The 17,451-nt window shown below is 62.8% G+C and carries 14 protein-coding genes and 3 pseudogenes; 9 read left to right on the top strand and 8 right to left on the bottom strand.

Annotation, left to right across the window (positions count from 1 at the left end; translation table 11 throughout):
- Positions 1–26: 26 nt before the first annotated feature.
- Positions 27–170 (top strand): hypothetical protein, encoded by a 144-nt coding sequence (locus tag H9K75_RS17845; RefSeq protein WP_187723634.1) that lies wholly within the window; start codon positions 27–29, stop codon positions 168–170.
- A gap of 28 nt (positions 171–198) precedes the next feature.
- Here H9K75_RS17845 and H9K75_RS17840 read toward each other — a convergent pair whose 3' ends face one another.
- Positions 199–1,176 (bottom strand): Bug family tripartite tricarboxylate transporter substrate binding protein, encoded by a 978-nt coding sequence (locus H9K75_RS17840; protein WP_187723633.1) that lies wholly within the window; start codon positions 1,174–1,176, stop codon positions 199–201.
- A 25-nt stretch (positions 1,177–1,201) separates the two neighbouring features.
- Positions 1,202–2,658: pseudogene (gene argH, locus H9K75_RS17835) on the bottom strand (argininosuccinate lyase).
- Between the two features lie 51 nt (positions 2,659–2,709).
- On the opposite strand from argH, the gene H9K75_RS17830 reads away from it, so the two are divergent.
- The gene (locus tag H9K75_RS17830; RefSeq protein WP_187723632.1) at positions 2,710–3,789 is read left to right on the top strand and encodes a sensor histidine kinase; all 1,080 of its coding nucleotides are present in this window, start codon (positions 2,710–2,712) and stop codon (positions 3,787–3,789) included.
- Between the two features lie 13 nt (positions 3,790–3,802).
- Positions 3,803–4,555 carry a LytR/AlgR family response regulator transcription factor gene (locus H9K75_RS17825; RefSeq protein ID WP_187723631.1) on the top strand — a complete coding sequence of 251 codons (753 nt, stop codon included), beginning with the start codon at positions 3,803–3,805 and terminating at the stop codon, positions 4,553–4,555.
- A gap of 51 nt (positions 4,556–4,606) precedes the next feature.
- Here the strand turns inward: H9K75_RS17825 and H9K75_RS17820 are convergent, their stop codons facing one another.
- Together H9K75_RS17820 and H9K75_RS17815 are read right to left on the bottom strand one after the other, a co-directional pair.
- Positions 4,607–5,458, bottom strand: coding sequence for a ZIP family metal transporter (locus H9K75_RS17820; RefSeq protein ID WP_187723630.1), 852 nt, complete (start codon positions 5,456–5,458; stop codon positions 4,607–4,609).
- Positions 5,459–5,641: 183 nt separating this feature from the next.
- Positions 5,642–6,538 (bottom strand): dienelactone hydrolase family protein, encoded by an 897-nt coding sequence (locus tag H9K75_RS17815; protein ID WP_187723629.1) that lies wholly within the window; start codon positions 6,536–6,538, stop codon positions 5,642–5,644.
- A gap of 148 nt (positions 6,539–6,686) precedes the next feature.
- Here H9K75_RS17815 and H9K75_RS17810 point away from each other — a divergent pair, with 148 nt between their 5' ends.
- Together H9K75_RS17810 and H9K75_RS17805 are read left to right on the top strand one after the other, a co-directional pair.
- Complete coding sequence (locus tag H9K75_RS17810; protein ID WP_187723628.1) at positions 6,687–7,511, top strand: helix-turn-helix transcriptional regulator; 825 nt, start codon at positions 6,687–6,689, stop codon at positions 7,509–7,511.
- 72 nt (positions 7,512–7,583) lie between these two features.
- Positions 7,584–8,600, top strand: a complete 1,017-nt coding sequence (locus tag H9K75_RS17805) for an MBL fold metallo-hydrolase (protein ID WP_187723627.1) — start codon at positions 7,584–7,586, stop codon at positions 8,598–8,600.
- A gap of 50 nt (positions 8,601–8,650) precedes the next feature.
- On the opposite strand, the gene H9K75_RS17800 is transcribed toward H9K75_RS17805, so the two are convergent.
- Entirely contained in the window at positions 8,651–9,334 is a 684-nt protein-coding gene (locus tag H9K75_RS17800; protein WP_187723626.1) for a type 1 glutamine amidotransferase domain-containing protein, read from the bottom strand.
- A 100-nt stretch (positions 9,335–9,434) separates the two neighbouring features.
- Between H9K75_RS17800 and H9K75_RS17795 the strand changes: the two are divergent.
- A pseudogene (locus tag H9K75_RS17795) lies at positions 9,435–10,352 on the top strand (LysR substrate-binding domain-containing protein).
- Between the two features lie 71 nt (positions 10,353–10,423).
- Here H9K75_RS17795 and H9K75_RS17790 read toward each other — a convergent pair.
- On the bottom strand, positions 10,424–10,954 hold the full coding sequence (locus H9K75_RS17790) for a carboxymuconolactone decarboxylase family protein (protein WP_187726097.1): 531 nt from the start codon (positions 10,952–10,954) through the stop codon (positions 10,424–10,426).
- 140 nt (positions 10,955–11,094) lie between these two features.
- Positions 11,095–13,897 (bottom strand): annotated as a pseudogene (gene polA, locus H9K75_RS17785) (DNA polymerase I).
- Between the two features lie 110 nt (positions 13,898–14,007).
- Here polA and H9K75_RS17780 point away from each other — a divergent pair.
- From H9K75_RS17780 to H9K75_RS17770, 3 genes are all read left to right on the top strand, one after another.
- Positions 14,008–14,397, top strand: a complete 390-nt coding sequence (locus H9K75_RS17780; RefSeq protein WP_187723625.1) for a hypothetical protein — start codon at positions 14,008–14,010, stop codon at positions 14,395–14,397.
- A gap of 164 nt (positions 14,398–14,561) precedes the next feature.
- Entirely contained in the window at positions 14,562–15,512 is a 951-nt protein-coding gene (locus tag H9K75_RS17775) for a homoserine kinase (protein WP_187723624.1), read from the top strand.
- Positions 15,513–15,709: 197 nt separating this feature from the next.
- On the top strand, positions 15,710–16,522 hold the full coding sequence (locus H9K75_RS17770; RefSeq protein ID WP_187723623.1) for a BPSS1780 family membrane protein: 813 nt from the start codon (positions 15,710–15,712) through the stop codon (positions 16,520–16,522).
- Between the two features lie 77 nt (positions 16,523–16,599).
- Here H9K75_RS17770 and H9K75_RS17765 read toward each other — a convergent pair whose 3' ends face one another.
- Positions 16,600–17,400 carry an SDR family oxidoreductase gene (locus H9K75_RS17765; protein WP_187723622.1) on the bottom strand — a complete coding sequence of 267 codons (801 nt, stop codon included), beginning with the start codon at positions 17,398–17,400 and terminating at the stop codon, positions 16,600–16,602.
- Positions 17,401–17,451 lie beyond the last annotated feature (51 nt).

Raw genomic sequence — 17,451 nt, 5'->3', positions numbered from 1 at the left:
CGCCACGCCAACGATGGCCGGGACGAGTGGAAATCCTGCCGCGCAGCATCCATTGTTCGCCTGGGTTACTGGTGAATACAGGTTTGCAGGCCGCTGAAACACCCGCAGGGCACGGCGGTGTCGATATTCTTGCAACAATGGAACGTTACAAAAAATCACAAAACAGATGAAGCCGCCACGGGATCGGCTTCGCCGTCGTCACTGCGGTTGAAAGCCGCTCTCGCGAATGATCTTTTTCCAGACCTGTGTGTAGGCACGTTCGCGCGCGGCCAGTTGGGCAGGCGAGAGATATTCGACATTGATGCCCATCGCGGTGAGCTGCGCGCGCACGTCGCGCATCGCCACCACCTTTTCGAGCGCGCGCGAGAAGCGTGCGATGAACGCGGCGGGGGTGCCGCTCGGCGCATAGATGCCGTAGTAGGGCAGATCTTCGAAGCCCTTGAGCCCCAGTTCCGCGAACGTCGGCACATCGGGCAGCGCGGCCTGGCGCGCGCCGCCCAGCACTGCGAGCACGCGCAGCTTCCCGGCTCTGTGGTTTTCGAGAAAGTCCTGCACCGAGCCAATGCCCGCCGGTATCTGGTGGCCCAGCATGTCCGCGATCATCGGCGCGCTGCCGCGATAGGGCGCGGCCAGCAGATCAAGCTGGTAGCGCCTTGCGAGCAGTTGCACCAGAAATTCCGGCGTGGATGCGGGAGCGGGAATGCCCACGGCGCTCTTGCCATGGCCCTGCTCTCGCACCCAGCTCAGATAGTCGCCAAAGTTTTTCGCGGGCGTTGCGGCAGAGACCGCAAAGCAGTTCACAAAGTTCGCAAAGCCGCCTACCGCAACAAAGTCCCTGTCGGGATCAAAGCCCGGCTTCTTCACCACCTGCGGCAGGATCGAGATCGTGTGATCGTGCGTGACGAACAGCGTGCTGCCATCGGCGGGTGATGTCCTGAGCAACTGCGCCGCTATCTGGCCGCCTGCGCCGGGGCGGTTGTCGACGATGACGGGCTCGCCGAGTTCGTCCTTGAGCTTGTCGGCGAGCACGCGCGCAATCGCATCCGTGCCACCACCGGGCGGAAAGCCGACCAGCAGCCGCAGGGACTTGTTCGATTGCGCAAGGCCCCATGGCGCATGCGCCGCCGCCGATGCGGCCAGGGACAGGGACAGAATCCGGCGACGCGAAACACTCATGGACAGAACTCTCCGAACTCTCGACTCAAGCCAGCCGTGCGCGATGGTTTGCGATCTGCTGGCGCACCTGCGCGGGCGCCGTGCCCCCAGCGTGTTGCGTGCGTTCAGCGAGCCTTCGAGGCTCAGCGCCTCGAACACGTCCTGTTCGATGTTCGGATTGAACGCCTGCAATTCGGCAAGCGGGAGTTCGGCGAGATCAACGCCCTTTTGCTGCGCGAGCTTCACGGCATGCGCCACCGTCTCGTGGGCGTCGCGAAACGGCAGGCCCTTCTTCGCGAGGTAGTCCGCGAGATCGGTGGCCGTCGCATAGCCCTTGAGCGCCGCGGCGCGCATGTTCGCGGCGTTGACGGTGATGCCGCCGTTCTTCTTGCCGGTGGCTGGATCGATCTGGCCGCCGATCATCTCGGCGAAGATGCGCAGCGTGTCCTTCAACGTGTCCACCGTGTCGAACAGCGGCTCCTTGTCTTCCTGGTTGTCCTTGTTGTAGGCCAGCGGCTGGCCCTTCATCAGCGTGATCAGGCCCATCAAATGGCCGACGACGCGGCCGGTCTTGCCGCGCGCGAGTTCGGGTACGTCGGGGTTCTTCTTCTGCGGCATGATCGACGAACCGGTGGTAAACCGGTCGGCAATGCGGATGAAGCCAAAATTCTGGCTCATCCAGATGATCAGTTCTTCGGACAGACGGCTCACATGCACCATGCACAGGCTCGCGGCGGCGGTGAATTCGATGGCGAAGTCGCGATCGCTCACGCCATCAAGGCTGTTCTGGCTCACGCCGTCCATGCCCAGCGTCTTCGCCACACGCTCGCGGTCCAGCGGGTAGGTGGTTCCGGCCAGCGCGGCGGAGCCCAGCGGAAGAATGTTGACACGCTTTTTCACGTCGCGCATGCGATCCGCATCGCGCCGGAACATTTCCACATAGGCGAGCAGATGGTGCGCAAAGCTCACCGGCTGGGCGACCTGTAGATGCGTGAAGCCGGGCAGGATCACTTCGACGTTCTGCTCGGCCACCTCGACGAGCGAGAGCTGCAATTCGGAGAGCAGGCCCTCGATCAGATCGATCTCGCCGCGCAGCCACAAGCGCACGTCGGTGGCAACCTGATCGTTGCGGCTGCGGCCCGTGTGCAGGCGCTTGCCCGCGTCGCCCACGATTTGCGTGAGACGCGCCTCGATGTTCAGGTGCACGTCTTCGAGATCGAGCTTCCATTCGAACTCGCCCGCCTCGATTTCACGCGTGATCTGCGCCATGCCCTTCTGGATGTCCGCCAGATCGCTCGCACCGATGATGCCCTGCGCCGCCAGCATCTCGGCATGCGCCAGCGAGCCCTGAATGTCGGCCTGCCACATGCGCTTGTCGAAGAAAACGCTCGAGGTATAGCGCTTGACGAGGTCGCTCATGGGCTCGGAAAACAGGGCCGACCATGCCTCTGCCTTGGTGGCAAGTTGGTCTTTTGATGGTTGCGATGCTGCAGAAGATGACATGAGAGGGCAATAATCCGGTTGTTCCGACACCCGAGAAAGCCGGATGCCGCAATGCAAGAGACCGAAATTTTATCGACCCTTCCGTCCGTCAGCCCAAAACCAGCCGAACGTCCCTCACGGGAAGAGCGGTTGCAGGTGTTCGACGCCTGCCATATCGGCGTGGTCCTGCGCGCCGTGCTGTTCGTGGAAGTGGTGCTCGGCGTGGGCGTGATGTTCCAGTCCGCCTCGCCCATGGACTGGCTCACGCGGCTCGCGCTGGTCACGGGCGGCGCGCTGCCCTCCACGCTCGGTTGGCTGCTGTGCATCTGCGCGCTCAAGAGCCAGTTGCAGCAGCTGCCGACGTTTGCGCAATACCTGCTCGGCACCCTGCTCGGCTTCGTCGCGGGACTGAGCACGTGCAAGCTGCTGATCTGGGTGCTGGCGGACAACAGTGACTGGCCGCTCGTCGCCAGTGGCTTTGCCGGAGCCCTGATGGCGCTGGCGCTGGTGGCAGCGCTGCACCTTCGCGCGCGCGGCAGCACGCCGGCCGCCACGACCGCGCGGCTCACCGAACTCCAGGCGCGCATCCGGCCGCACTTCCTGTTCAACACCCTCAACAGCGCGGTGGCACTGGTGCGCGAGGAGCCGGCCAAGGCCGAGGCCATGCTCGAAGACCTGAGCGACCTGTTTCGCCACGCGCTCGCCGAGCAGGGCAACTCTTCCACGCTCGAAGAGGAAATCACGCTGGCGCAACGCTATCTCGACATCGAGCAGGTGCGTTTCGGAGACCGCATGCGCGTGCAGTGGCAGCTCGACGCGGCGGCCAATCTCGCGCAACTGCCGCCGCTGTTGCTGCAACCGCTGGTGGAGAACGCGGTCAAGCACGGCATCGAGCCGAGCGCGCGTGGCGGCAAGCTGCGCATCACCACCGAGCTGCGCGGCGGCCGCGTGGTTTTGCAGATAACCAACACTTTGCCGGAAACCGGTGAAGGCCAAGCGCACGCAACGCGCGGCCACGGAATTGCGCTTGCGAATGTGCGTGAACGGTTGCGTTTGCTGCATGACGTGGATTGCGACTTCAGCGCCGGCATGCAAAATGGCCTGTACCGCGTGCGCATTGCGCTACCCGCATCGCACGCCAATCCACCCTAGCACCTCCTCCAGAATGAACATTCTGATCGTTGACGACGAAGCCCTGGCCCGCAGCCGTTTGCGCACCCTGCTGGCCGATTGCAGTTCCGAACATGTCGTGCAGGAAGCGGCGCATGCAGCCGAGGCGCAGGCCGTGCTGCAGCACCGCATGGGCGCGGACATCGATCTGGTGCTTCTCGACATCCGCATGCCGGGCCAGGACGGGCTCTCGCTCGCGCAGACCATCCAGCAGTTGCCGAACCCGCCCGCCATCGTCTTCGTCACGGCCCACGTCGATCACGCCGTGAGTGCCTTTGAACTGGACGTCGCCGACTATCTGACCAAGCCCGTGCGCCTTGCGCGGCTGCAACAGGCCATCGCCAAGGTGCAGCGCCTGCCGCGTGCGCAGCAGACGCCCGCGGCGACCACTCCCACTGCCGACAACGAACCCGCGATGGTGATCCAGGAGCGTGGGCGCACGGTGCGCATTCCCATGGCCGAGGTGCTGTACCTGAAAGCGGAGCAGAAATACGTCACGGTGCGCACCTTCTCGCGCAGCTACATCCTGGACGGCGCCCTGCTCGAACTTGAAACGCGGTATGCCGAGCATTTCATGCGCGTGCACCGCAGCATGCTGGTCGCACGCCGCGCGCTGCGCTCGCTGGAAAAGCACTACGACATCGAGGAAGGCGAAGGCTGGGCGGTACGCCTGCAAGGGCTGGCCGAACTGCTGCCCGTCTCGCGCAGACAGGTGTCCGCCGTGCGAGAGGCGCTCACCTTGCAGTGACCGCAGCTACTGCCCCGAAAATAAACAGCCAAGCCTCAGTCAGTCAATCAATCAATGCACGTGGGCGAGCCTGCTCACGACGGTGACGATCAGAATACCGCCGACCAGCCAGGCCACCTGCGCAAATGTCTCGGCTGCCGACAAGCGCTTTTGCAGTTGCGGAATCAAGTCGGCCAGTGCCACGTAGATAAAGCTGCTCGACGCGATCACCAGCAGATAGGTCAGCACGTCATGCAGCTGATTGAGCAGGAAATAACCCACCAACCCGCCCAGCGCCGTCACCGCTCCGGCCAGTGACACCTTGATCAGCGCAACGCGCCGATCCACGCTGGTCTGGTTCATCACCACCAGATCGCCGATGTGGTGCGGCACCTCGTGCGCCAGCACGGACACCGCCGCGACGATGCCAAGCCGCATGTCCGCCATGAAGGCCGACGCGATCAGCACGCCGTCGCCAAAGCAGTGCACGCTGTCACCCGTGAGGATCGACCAACCACCGCCCTTTTTGCCGTGTGGATGCCCTGGCGTTTGAGCGGCCTGATGGCCGTGGTGGTGATCGTGGCCGGAATGCGCGTGGTTGTGAGCACTCGCTTCGGCTCTGTGCGCGTCGTAATGCTCGTGTCCGTGATGCCAGAGTTCGGCCTTGTCGAGCAGGAAGAAGAACACCAGCCCGACCAGCAGAATCGGAAACAGATCATGCGCATGCGCGTGGCTTTCCTCGAACGCCTCGGGCAGCAGATGCATGAAGGCCGTGGCCAGCAGCGCTCCGGCGGCAAGACTCAGCAAATGCTGCGTTCCCACGCGGTTGCCATTGCCCAGACCAAAGCGCATCAACAGCGCAGCGATCCAGACACTCCCAATGCCAGCAGCCAGTGTGGCAGTCAAAATTGCTATTAATTGCATAGCCTCTTCCCGCAAGCAGAAAGCTGCCTGCACGGTCATTTATTTCATCAACAAAAAAAGCCCCGTAGGGCTTTGCTTCCTCCTGCCTGGCTGCACGCTGGCTGAGCGGGGGTGGCACCAAGACGCACATTGTCCTCGTTTTGGCTGCCCCCGCTCGCGGTCGGGAGAAGAAATCCGATTCAATCAACTCACGCCATGCTTCTTGAACCACGCCAGCGCGCGCTTCCAGCCGTCCTCGGCGGCCTCCTTGCGGAAGCTCGGGCGGTAGTCGGCGTGAAAGGCATGGGGCGCATCGGGATAAATCACGAACTCGGACGCCTTGGCTGCGGCAGAGCCCTCCTTCAGGGCCGCTTTCATCTTATCAACCGTGTCAAGGGGTATGCCGCCATCTTTTTCACCATAAAGACCGAGCACCGGCGCCTTGAGAATGGGCGCGAGATCGACCGGATGCTTGGGCGTGTTCTGCGTCGAGTCGCCCACGAGCCGCCCGTACCATGCCACTCCGGCCTTGACCGGGCCATGCGCCGCATACAGCCAGGTGATGCGCCCGCCCCAGCAGAAGCCGGTAATGCCCACCCTGGATAGATCACCGCCGTTGGCGCCCGCCCATTTCACGGTGGCATCGAGATCGCCCATCACCTGTGCGTCGGGCACCTTGGCGATCACCTCGCTCTGAATCTTGGCGATCTCGCCAAAGGACATCGGATCGCCCTGCCTCGCAAACAGATCGGGCGCAATCGCCATATAGCCCTCCTTGGCGAGACGACGGCAGGTGTCGGCGATGTAGTCGTGCACGCCGAAGATTTCGGAGATCACCAGAATCACCGGCGCATTCTTCTTGTCCTTGGGAACCGCGCGGTAGGCATTGACCTGGAAACCATTCACATTGAAATGCACCTCGCCTGCGGTCAAACCGTCTGCCGAGGTCTTGATGGCGGTCTGCGCACAGACCGGCACCACCGCGGCCGCATATCCCACGCCCAGCGCCACTTTCAGCGCCGTGCGCCGGGACGCGCCCGCCTCCGTCGTGCTGCCGGGCAGCAGTGAATCGAGATCGCGTTTCATGTCGTCATGCTTCATGGGTGTCTCCTGAATGAAGGGTTGTGAGCGATGAAGAACAGTCTACAGGCATGCGTATGACGATGCTTTCCTGCCTCATGGAATGAGACCGTGGCCGACAACGGGTAGCCCGCACGCGGCCGCAATCCTCTCAACTATGATGAACCACATGCCCACCCCATACACTGCTTTGCTGGCACAGCTCGAAGCACTGGCCGATTGCGAACTGGCGGGCGAATGCCTGCACATCAAGGCCCAGTTACCGCACACACTCAAATCCGTGGATGTCGAGCGTCCGACGTTCGGCTTGGTGTTGCACGGCTCCAAACGCATCACCCGGGACCACCAGACGGTGCACCTGAAAGCGGGCGATGTGTTTTTGATCACTGGCCGGTGCGTGGTGGATGCCTTCAACGCACCCGATGCCGACAATGGCCGCTACCTGACCATGACGCTGCATCTTTGCGACGAGGTGCTGAGCGCGGCGCGCATTTTGTGGGCACAGCCGCTGCGGCGTGATGAAGCACGCGTCGTCGGCCTTCCCATCGCCACCTTGGCCGACAGTTTGCACCACTGGAGCCAGGCTCTGCACCGAGGTCACTACGAGCAAGCGCGTGTGACGCTCGTCCAGATCGTGATCTGGCTGTGTCGACAGGGCTACCACTCTCTGCTTGCGCCCCCACCGCAGCGACTCGCGGACCGCATACATGCTTTGGTAGCGGCCACGCCCGCACGACCCTGGCAATCCCGAGACATGGAGGACGTGCTGAACCTGAGCGGGGCGAGTCTGCGCCGTCACCTCGCAGCCGAAGGTACATCCTTGTCGCAAGTGCTGCTGAATGCGCGCATGGGCCACGCCCTGCAACTGCTGTCCACGACGACCCTGCCGGTAAAAACCGTGGCCGCGCGAGTGGGCTATCGATCCACCCAAAGTTTCAACCGCCAGTTTGCAGCACGCTACCAACTGCATCCCGCGGACATCGGCAATCAGTGAGCGCAACGCGTCATCATTTGAGCGCCTGACACCTGCGCGGATCTGCACCATCGAGGCTCTTTAGGAGCATCCATGAAGCGATCTTTCCCAACCACCCGCGCTGCCCTGCTGGCGCTCGGCCTTTGCTCAATGCTGGCGTTCAACGGCGGCGCGATGGCACAGACTCCACCACCGCAGTGGCAGCAAGTCCCCGGCTTCTACGCGCAAAACATCGGCCAGTTGCAGGTACTGGCATTGTTCGACGGCACGGTGACTCTGCCGCGCAAGCAACTCCGGCAAGTGACCCCAGCGCATGTCAACGCACTGCTGAAGCAGCGTTACGTGCCAGAAACACCTGAGGGACTGCAGACCGCCGTCAACGCTTATCTGGTACGGCGCGCGGGACACACCATGCTGGTCGACACGGGTACGGCTCAATGCTTTGGCAAAGGACTCGGACAGGTGCTTCCCAATCTGAAGGCCGCAGGCATCTCCCCCGACACGGTGCAGGATGTGCTCCTCACCCATGCGCATCCAGACCACCTGTGTGGATTGCTTGATTCCAACGGTGCAATGGCCTACCCCAACGCCAGGATCTGGCTCCACCGCGCCGAGCTGGCTTATTGGCAGGATCCGAAGCAGGAAGCCAGCGCCACGGATTTTTTCAAACCCTTGTTCGGCATGGCCCGCAAGGCGCTCGCGCCCTACCAGCAGGCTGGCAAACTGCAAACCTTTGACCAGGGCGATTCCTTGCCGGACGGCGTGCGCTATGTACCGGCAGCGGGCCACACCGTGGGGCATAGCGCGTTTTTGATCGACGGAGGCTCCGGGGGCAAGAGCGACGAAAAGGATCAATTGCTGTTATGGGGCGATGTGGCGCACTACCACGCGGTTCAGTTTGCAGATCCCAAGGCGACCTACGAACCGGATCAGGACTATGCCCAATCCGTGCGCACCCGGCAGCGACTCCTGCAACAAGCTGCCGAGCACGGCTGGTGGCTTGCCGGCGCGCACCTGCCCTTTCCCGGTATCGGCCACGTGGCTCGTGAGGGGACAGGATATCGCTGGATTCCGACGGAGTTCACTGCGCTGCCGACAGACGCGAGGTAGTCGATTTCAAGAGGTAAGCGCCGTTGGCACAGGCGCTTTTTCGTGCCTGACTACATCGCGCCCAACAGCGGCAGCATGGATTGCGCCACGCCTCGTGCTGAAGCAGGGTTCTGGCCCGTCACCAGCCGCTCGCTCACCACGACCTGCGGTTGAAAATTGGGTGCGGGCAGATGCTGCGCGCCGCGTTCCTTCAGCACGTCGGCCAACAGAAAGGGAACGACGTCATAAAGATCCACGGCCCGCTCCTCGTCATTGGTGAATGCGGATACCTTCTTGCCGTCCACCAGATAGCGCCCGTCACGCAGCTTGAGGTTCACCAGCCCTGCAGGGCCGTGGCACACGGCAGCAACCACGCCGCCACGCTCATAGATGTTCGCAGCGATGGTCGCCAGTTCGGTGTTGTGCGGAAAATCCCACATCGTTGCATGGCCGCCCGCGTAGAAGATGGCGGCGTACGTATCAGGGTCGACTTGCCCGGGTGCCAGAGTGTTTTCGGTGGCGCTTCGCAGCGCTGGATCGTCCCAGAACGCGGCATTGACCGGATCGCTGAGATCCAGCCCATCGACGTGCGTCTTGCCACCCTTCGGGCTGACGAAATCAATGGCGTGACCGGCACTCGTCAGCACTTGGTACGGATGACTGACTTCGGAAAGATAAAAGCCGCTGGGTGGAGCGTCGGCCCCCGCTGGGCCCTTACGGTCATGGCTCGTCAGAACAAAAAGAATGCGTGACATGGTGATTGCTTCCGATAAGAAAAGAAGTGGCATTTTGTTGGTCTTTTTTTATGCTGTAAATTCATCCAAATGAACAAACACTTTCCCCCATTTCAACCAAATGGCTTTGCGCAATCTTGATGACCTGAAAGTGTTCCTGCAGGTCATGGAGCGCGCCAGCTTTTCCGCCGCAGCCCGCGACTTGCATCTGACGCCCAAACTGGTCAGCGCCCGCGTTGCCCGGCTGGAGCAGGCGCTGGGCGTCACGCTGTTCGAGCGCAATACGCGCAATCTGCGCATCACCGAAGAGGGCCGGGCGATCGCCGAACGAGCACGCTCTGCCGTGGCAATGCTGGAAGCCATGCAGGAGCTGGCCGCGAGCGGAAGGAACGAATTGCACGGCACGATCCGCCTGACGGCACCGACTCCCTTTGGCCGCAAATACGTCACGCCAGCCATCGCGGACTTTCGCCGCCACCATCCACACGTCGGGTTTGAACTGAGACTGTCCGATCAGTTGCAAGACCTCTACGCGGGTGATCTGGACCTGGCCATCCGCATGGGTGAACTGACGGACTCGCGGCTTGTAGCCCGGCGCGTTGCAGACAATCGCCGTGTCCTCGTTGCCGCGCCTGAGTATCTGGCGCAGCAGGGCACACCATCCAAGCCAGAAGATTTGGCTGCGCACCACTGCTTGGTATTCGCCTATCCCGGACTGTTGCAAAACATCTGGCCGATGCGCCGTGGCCGACGCGAAAAGACGATAGCTGTTCAAGGCTGACTCTCCAGCGACAGCGGCGACGTGCTGAATGCATGGTGCATCGCGGGGCTTGGCATCTCGATGCGCGAGACGTGGGATGTTCACGAAGAATTGCGCACTGGACTGCTGGCCCGGGTGTTACCCGAATGGGAGGCAGCACCATCACGGATCAGCCTGGTGCGCGCACGCCGCGAACCGGTGCCTCGACGCCTCACCGTATTCATGGATTTTCTGCTGGCGCGCTGGCGCAACGCTCCTTGGGATGCGAAGCAAGCCTGAGTCCAGGGCCTGTTCACTCAACAGGCGCGCGTTACCTTAAACCACGCCTCCAAAAATCCTCTGCGCCGCAATCAACGCACATCATGCGAATGAATCTGCAGCGCCTCCAGGAACCGCGACACCATGTTGTAGGCCGCCACCGTGGCCGTCAGTTCCACCATTTGCTGCGGCTCGTTGAAATGTGCGGACACGGCGGCAAACACGTCATCGGGCACCTGAACGTCGCGCGTCATCGCATCGGTATAAGCCAGCACGGCGCGCTCGCGTTCGTCGAACAGCGAACTCTTGTTGCGCCAATCGCCCAGCGCATCGAGCTGCGCTTGCGTCATGCCCTCCTTGAGCGCAATCGGCGCGTGCTGCTCGGCTTCGTAAGGCGCGTGATTGAGCAACGCCACGCGCATGATCACCATCTCGCGCAGCGCTCCGTCGAGCGACGACTTCTGGCGAATCGCCGTCAGATAGCCGAGCCAGCCCTCGGCCACCGATGGGCTGTTGAGCAGCATCTGATAGAGATGCAGAACGCTGCCCCGCTCGGCGGTGATGCGGTCGGCGAGGGGTTTGATGGTGGGGCTGTTCAAGTCTGCGTAGGGAATGCGGGCCATGATTTCACCTGTGCTTTCAGCGATCTTCTTGCCGACCTGTGGATCGCGCATCGTGTCGCGCGTGGCCTTGAGCATGCGCGATACCGCCCTCCGCATTGATCAGCCATAGCGTCTTCTACTGCCAAGAGCGGAGCGCCACATCAATGCGCCTTCTCCCAATTCGCCCCGAATCCCACTTCCGCCAACAGCGGCACCTTGAGATCGGCGACTTCGGCCATCATGCGGGGGATTTCGGCGCGCACCCAATCCATCTCGGATTCGGGGAGTTCGAACACCAGCTCGTCGTGCACCTGCATGATCATCAGGATGCCGGGCTTCTTCTCGTCCAGTTCCTTTTGCACGGCGATCATGGCCTTCTTGATGAGGTCGGCAGCGGTGCCCTGCATGGGCGCGTTGATCGCGGCACGTTCTGCGGCACCGCGGCGCGGGCCGTTGGGGGAGTTGATTTCCGGTAGATACAGACGTCGGCCAAACACGGTTTCGACATAGCCGCGTGCCTTGGCCTGCAGCTTGGTTTCGTCCATGTATTGCTTGACGCCGGGATAACGCTGGAAATACCGGTCGATATACGCGGCAGCGGCCTTGGTCTCGATACCCAGATTTCTGGCCAGACCAAAGCTGCTCATGCCGTAGATGAGACCGAAGTTGATGACCTTGGCGTAGCGGCGCTGCTCGCTGCTGACCTGATCGACGGTGACGCCGAAGACTTCGGCAGCCGTTGCGCGGTGCACGTCGATGCCCTCCTTGAACGCATGCAGCAATGACTCATCACCGCTGATGTGGGCCATGATGCGCAACTCGATCTGGCTGTAGTCGGCACTTGCGATCACACGGCCCCGGGGCGCGATGAAGGCCTCGCGCACGCGGCGGCCTTCAGGCGTGCGAACGGGGATGTTCTGCAGGTTCGGGTCGTTGCTCGAAAGACGTCCGGTCACCGCCACGGCCTGGGCATAGTGCGTGTGCACGCGGCCACGCGCATCGGCGAGCTGGGCGATCTTGTCGGTATAGGTGCCCTTGAGCTTGCTGAGGCTGCGGTGCTCGAGCAGCTTGGCGGGCAGCGGGTAGTCCTCGGCGAGTTTTTCGAGTACCTCCTCATCGGTGGAGCGCGCGCCGGTCGCGGTCTTCTTCACCACCGGCATGCCGAGCTTGTCGAAGAAGATTTCGCCAAGCTGCTTGGGACTCGACAGGTTGAACGGCTGGCCCGCGATGTCGTAAGCCTCCTTTTCAAGCTGCACGATGCGGGTGCCGAGATCGTTGCTTTGCCTGGCCAGTTCGGCCGCATCGATCAGCACGCCGTTGCGTTCGATGCGGAACAGCACTTCGCTGGTCTGCATTTCAAGCTCGTAGATGCCGCGCAACTTCTCGTTGGCTTCGATCTGCGGCCACAGTACCGTGTGCACGTCGAGCGTCTGGTCGGAGTCTTCGCACGAGTAGGCAGCGGCCTTTTCCACGGGCACCTGCGAGAACGGAATCTGCTTGGCACCCTTGCCGCACAGGTCTTCATACGTGATGCCGGTGCGGCCCGTATGGCGATCGGCAAGGCTGGTCAGTCCGTGCGGCTTGTGCACTTCGAGCACGTAGCTTTCAAGCATGGTGTCGTGCGCGTAGCCCTGCACGTTGATGCCGTGGTTGGCGAACACATGGCGGTCGTATTTGATGTGCTGGCCGAGCTTTTTCTTGCTCGCATCCTCAAGCCAGGGCTTGAGTTTGGCGAGCACCAGTTCCATGGGCAGTTGCACGGGCGCGTCCGGCCCGTCGTGGGCGATGGGCACATAGGCGGCATTGCCCACCGCCACGCTGAAGCTGATGCCCACGATGCGCGCCTGCTGTTCGTCGAGCGAGGTGGTTTCGGTATCGATGGCGGTGAGTTCGGCGGCCTCGATTCTCTCGATCCAGTGATCGAGTTCCGCTTCGCTCAGCAGCGTCTCGTACACCACGTCGCGATTCTGGGCACGCACGGCGACTTCGGTGGCGGCGGCGTCTTCGCCGAGAACAAATCGTTCTGCGCGTCGGCTGCCGCTGCTTGCGGCTTGACTTCGGCAATCACCGCCGCGTCACCCGCGAGCGCGCGCGCCAGGCCCTTGAAGCCGTATTTTTCATAGAACGGGAGCAGCTTCGCAGCATCCGGTCCGGACAGCGTGATCGCATCGAGCAGCGGCAGTCCCTGCACATAGTCGGCCAGGTCGCAGTCGGTCTTCATCGTCACGAGCTGGCGGCTCAGGGCCAGTTGGCCGCTGGCAATCGCATCGCGCAGATTCTGGCCCGCCATGCCCTTGACGTCGGCGGCGTTCTTCATCAGCTTGTCGAGCGAGCCGTATTCAAGCAACCATTTGGCGGCGGTCTTGGGCCGACCTTGGCAACGCCCGGCACGTTGTCCACGGCGTCGCCCACCAGCGCCTGATAGTCGACCATCAGCGACGGCGGCACGCCGAATTCGGCGGTGACGCCCGCCACGTCGCGCTTCTTGCCGTTCATGGTGTCGATGATGGTGATGCGTTCGTTCACCAGTTGCGACAGGTCCTTGTCACCGCTCGAGACCACCACGTCGATGCCCTGCTGCGCCGCGATGTGCGCGAGCGTTGCGATGACGTCATCGGCCTCGACCTTGGGCACGGCAAGCACCTTCCAGCCAAGCATCTGCACCACATCGTGGATCGGCTCGATCTGCGAGCGCAGGTCGTCGGGCATGGGCGCGCGCTGCGCCTTGTATTCGGCGTAAATCTCGTCGCGGAATGTGGGACCGCTCGCGTCGAACACGCAGACCGCGAAGTCCGCCGCCACTTCCTTGCGCAGCGCCTGCATCATGTTGATCATGCCGCGAATCGCGCCGGTCGCCGCGCTCGTCGGATCACCTGGCACGGCGCGCAGATCGGGCATGGCGTGAAAGGCGCGATAGAGGTAGCTGGAACCATCGACCAGCACCAGTGTCTTGGAATTGCTCATGCCGACATTGTGCCGCGCCGCGCCCGACAACTTCGTGGCGGCCTGCGCTCCTACAGCGCAACGCGCACAAAAAATGACATATCGGTGAACGCTCGCTCTACAATGCGCCCATGCGCGCCGCTACTGCCCTCCCCTCCTTGCTGCTGCTGACCGTTCTGGCTGGCGGCTCTGCCCTAGCCCAGACACCCTCGGCTGCCCCTGCCCCGTTGACGCCCGAACAGGTCGATCAGCTTTCAAGGCAAGAGCAGCAGGCCGACTCTGCGGAAGGCCGTAGAAACCAGCGCATCGAACGCCTCACCGTCGAGGACGGCGGCAGCCGCGTGGACGAGTTGCGTGTGGGCGGCCAGACCAAGAGCATCACGGTCAAGCCCAAGTCCGCCGAAGGCAAGATTCCCGAATACGAGGTCACGCCGAACAACGGCGTGCGCGACGGCGGCCCAAGCAAGGCCGGTGCGGAATCGTTCCAGGCGCCACGCGTCTGGACGCTGCGCAAGTTCTGACCGTCCCGCTTTTTTCGCTCCCTTTTTTCATTGTTTTGCACTCCGGCTGACGGGCCCGCGCGTCTGCCTGCAAAATACCGGGTTTCACCGCATGCGCAGCGAGCAGTCCGACCGGCGCTCGCCCGTATCGCGATTCAACCCATAGCTCTCACGTTTTCTGACTCATGGCCGTCTTCACCGAAGTCTCCAACAAAGAGGCGCGCGAACTGCTGCGCCGGTTGCAACTGGGCACGTTGAAGGATCTGCGCGGCATCGAGGGCGGCATCGAGAACACCAACTACTTCCTCACCACGGATGAGGGTGAATACGTGCTCACACTGTTCGAGCGCCTCACGGCCGAACAACTGCCGTTTTACCTGCACCTGATGAAGCATCTGGCGCATGGCGGCATTCCCGTGCCCGATCCGGCGGCCAACAAGAGCGGCGACATTCTGCATTCGGTGGCCGGCAAACCCGCTGCCGTGGTCAACAAGCTGCGCGGCAAGAGCCAGCTTGCACCTGAGGCCGCACACTGCGCCGCCGTGGGCAGGACGCTTGCGCAGATGCATCTGGTGGGCCGCGACTACGAGCGCCAGCAACCCAACCTGCGCGCCCTTTCCTGGTGGAACGAGACCGCTCCCGTCGTGCTGCCGCACATCGATGCGGCGCAGAAGGCGCTGCTGCAGTCCGAACTGGCGTTCCAGAACCATGTCGCCGAATCGTCGGCCTACACCGCCCTGCCGCGCGGCCCGGTGCACGCCGACCTGTTTCGCGACAACGTGATGTTCGAGGGCGAGGAACTCACCGGCTTCTTCGACTTCTATTTTGCGGGCGTGGACGCCTGGCTGTTCGATCTGTCCGTGTGCCTGAACGACTGGTGCATCGATCTGCCCACCGGCGTGCACGATGCCGAGCGCGCCAACGCCATGCTCGATGCCTACCAAAGCGTGCGCCCGCTCACCGCTGCCGAACGCACGCTGCTGCCCGCGATGCTGCGCGCGGGCGCGCTGCGGTTCTGGATCTCGCGTCTGTGGGATTTCCATCTGCCGCGCGAAGCATCGATGCTCACGCCTCACGATCCCAGCCATTTCGAACGCGTGCTGCGCGAGCGCATCGCTCACCCGCTGGTACTTTGAAATCCTCGTGCCTCGCGTATCGCCCGAGCGCACTCGCCGCGCATTTCCCTGAAATACCGCAGGGAGCGGCGACTAGGTTACATTTCCATGGTTCGGCGTGCCCGTCGGCCTTCAGGCTCTGAACGCAGCAATAGCCGCGAGGCCACCGCAGCGTTCGCAGCGTGGTGTCCGACACACGCTCATCTCCACACTCTCCCATGAAACTGCATATTGTTCCGGCACGCACTGGTGTTGATTGGGTTCGCCAGGGCATCCGCGTTTTCTGGCGTCAACCGCTCGCACTCACGCTGCTGTTTTTCACCACCACGGCGGCGATGTCGCTGCTGTCGGTGATTCCAATGATCGGCTCGATCATCGCGCTGGCGCTGCTGCCCGCAGCCACGCTCGTGATGATGGAGGCTGCCGCCGAAACCAGCCTTGGCCGCGTGCCGACTCCGGCGCTCATCGTCCATGCGTTCCGCACGGGCCGCCAGCGGCTGGGCGCGCTGGCCGTGCTTGGCGGCATCTACGCCCTGCTGTTTCTGCTGATCATCGGCATTGCCTCGGTCTTCGATGGTGGCCAGTTCGCCCGCGTGTATTTCGGCGCAGAGCCACTGACACAGGAAATCGCCACCAGCAGCGGCTTCGTGATCTCGACCTGGATCGTGATGGCGCTGTATGTGCCGCTGTCCATGCTGTTCTGGCACGCGCCGGGGCTGGTCCATTGGCACGGCGTGTCGCCGGTAAAGGCGCTGTTCTTCAGCGTGGTGGCCTGCGCGCGCAACATCGGTGCATTCACCATTTTCAGCCTTGCCTGGTTCGGCGTGTTCGTCGGTGCGGGCATCGTCGTCAGTCTCTTCGTCACGCTGCTGGCCGTCGCGGGTCTTGGCAACGCCGTCGTCGCTGCAATCATGATTGCGTCTGCGCTGGTGCTGGCGTCGATGTTCTTCACGTCCATCGTCTTCACCTTCCGCGACAACTTCGAGCCGCCGGATCGTCCCTCCGCACCTGCCGAGCCACACATCGACTGAACGCTGGAATCCACGACGCAAAACGCCCGGCAGAAATGCACGGGCGTTTTTCATTGCGCAGGCTGCTCAGCGCAACGTCAGAAGGTGCCCGGGTAGAGGCCCCCATCGACCAATACGTTCTGCCCTGTGATGTAGGCCGCATGCGTGCTGCACAGAAACGCGCAGATCGCACCAAACTCCTGCGGCGTGCCAAAGCGCTTGACAGGTACTTGCGCGGCCTGCATCGCACGCACCTCATCGGTTGGCTTGCCCGACTTCTGCGCCGCCGCGCCGAGCGTGGAGGCCAGTCGATCCGTGTCGAACTTGCCCGGCAGAAGATTGTTGATCGTCACGCCCTTGCCCGCAATCGGGCTGCGCGCGAGTCCCGCCACGAATCCCGTCAATCCGCTGCGCGCGCCATTGGACAGGCCGAGCACGTCGATGGGGGCCTTTACCGCGCTCGACGTGATGTTGACGATGCGGCCAAAGCCACGCGCCGCCATGCCGTCGACCGTTGCCTTGATCATCTCGATGGGCGTGAGCATGTTCGCATCGACCGCCTTGATCCACGCTTCACGATTCCAATCACGAAAGTCACCGGTCGGCGGGCCGCCCGCATTGGTCACGACGATATCGAGATTCACCCCGGGGCCGCCCACGGCAGAAAACGCCGCATCGCGACCCGCCTGCGTGGTGATGTCGGCGGCCACGGCAATCACCTTCGCCCCTTGCGCGGCGCGCGAACGCAGACGCTCGCCCGCCGCCTCGATGGCGTCGGCAGTGCGCGCCACGACGATCACATTCACGCCCTCGGCCACCAGCGCGTCGGCACAGCCAAAGCCCAGTCCCTTGCTCGCTCCCGATACCAGCGCCCAGCGCCCAGAAATTCCCAGATCCATGTGCATATCTCCTTGTGCGATGCGGTCAATAATAAGGTTGCTCCCGCAACC

It is taken from the genome of Diaphorobacter aerolatus (assembly GCF_014489535.1).
GTDB lineage: Bacteria > Pseudomonadota > Gammaproteobacteria > Burkholderiales > Burkholderiaceae_C > Diaphorobacter_A > Diaphorobacter_A aerolatus.
This window is presented reverse-complemented; position numbering and strand designations above follow the sequence as displayed.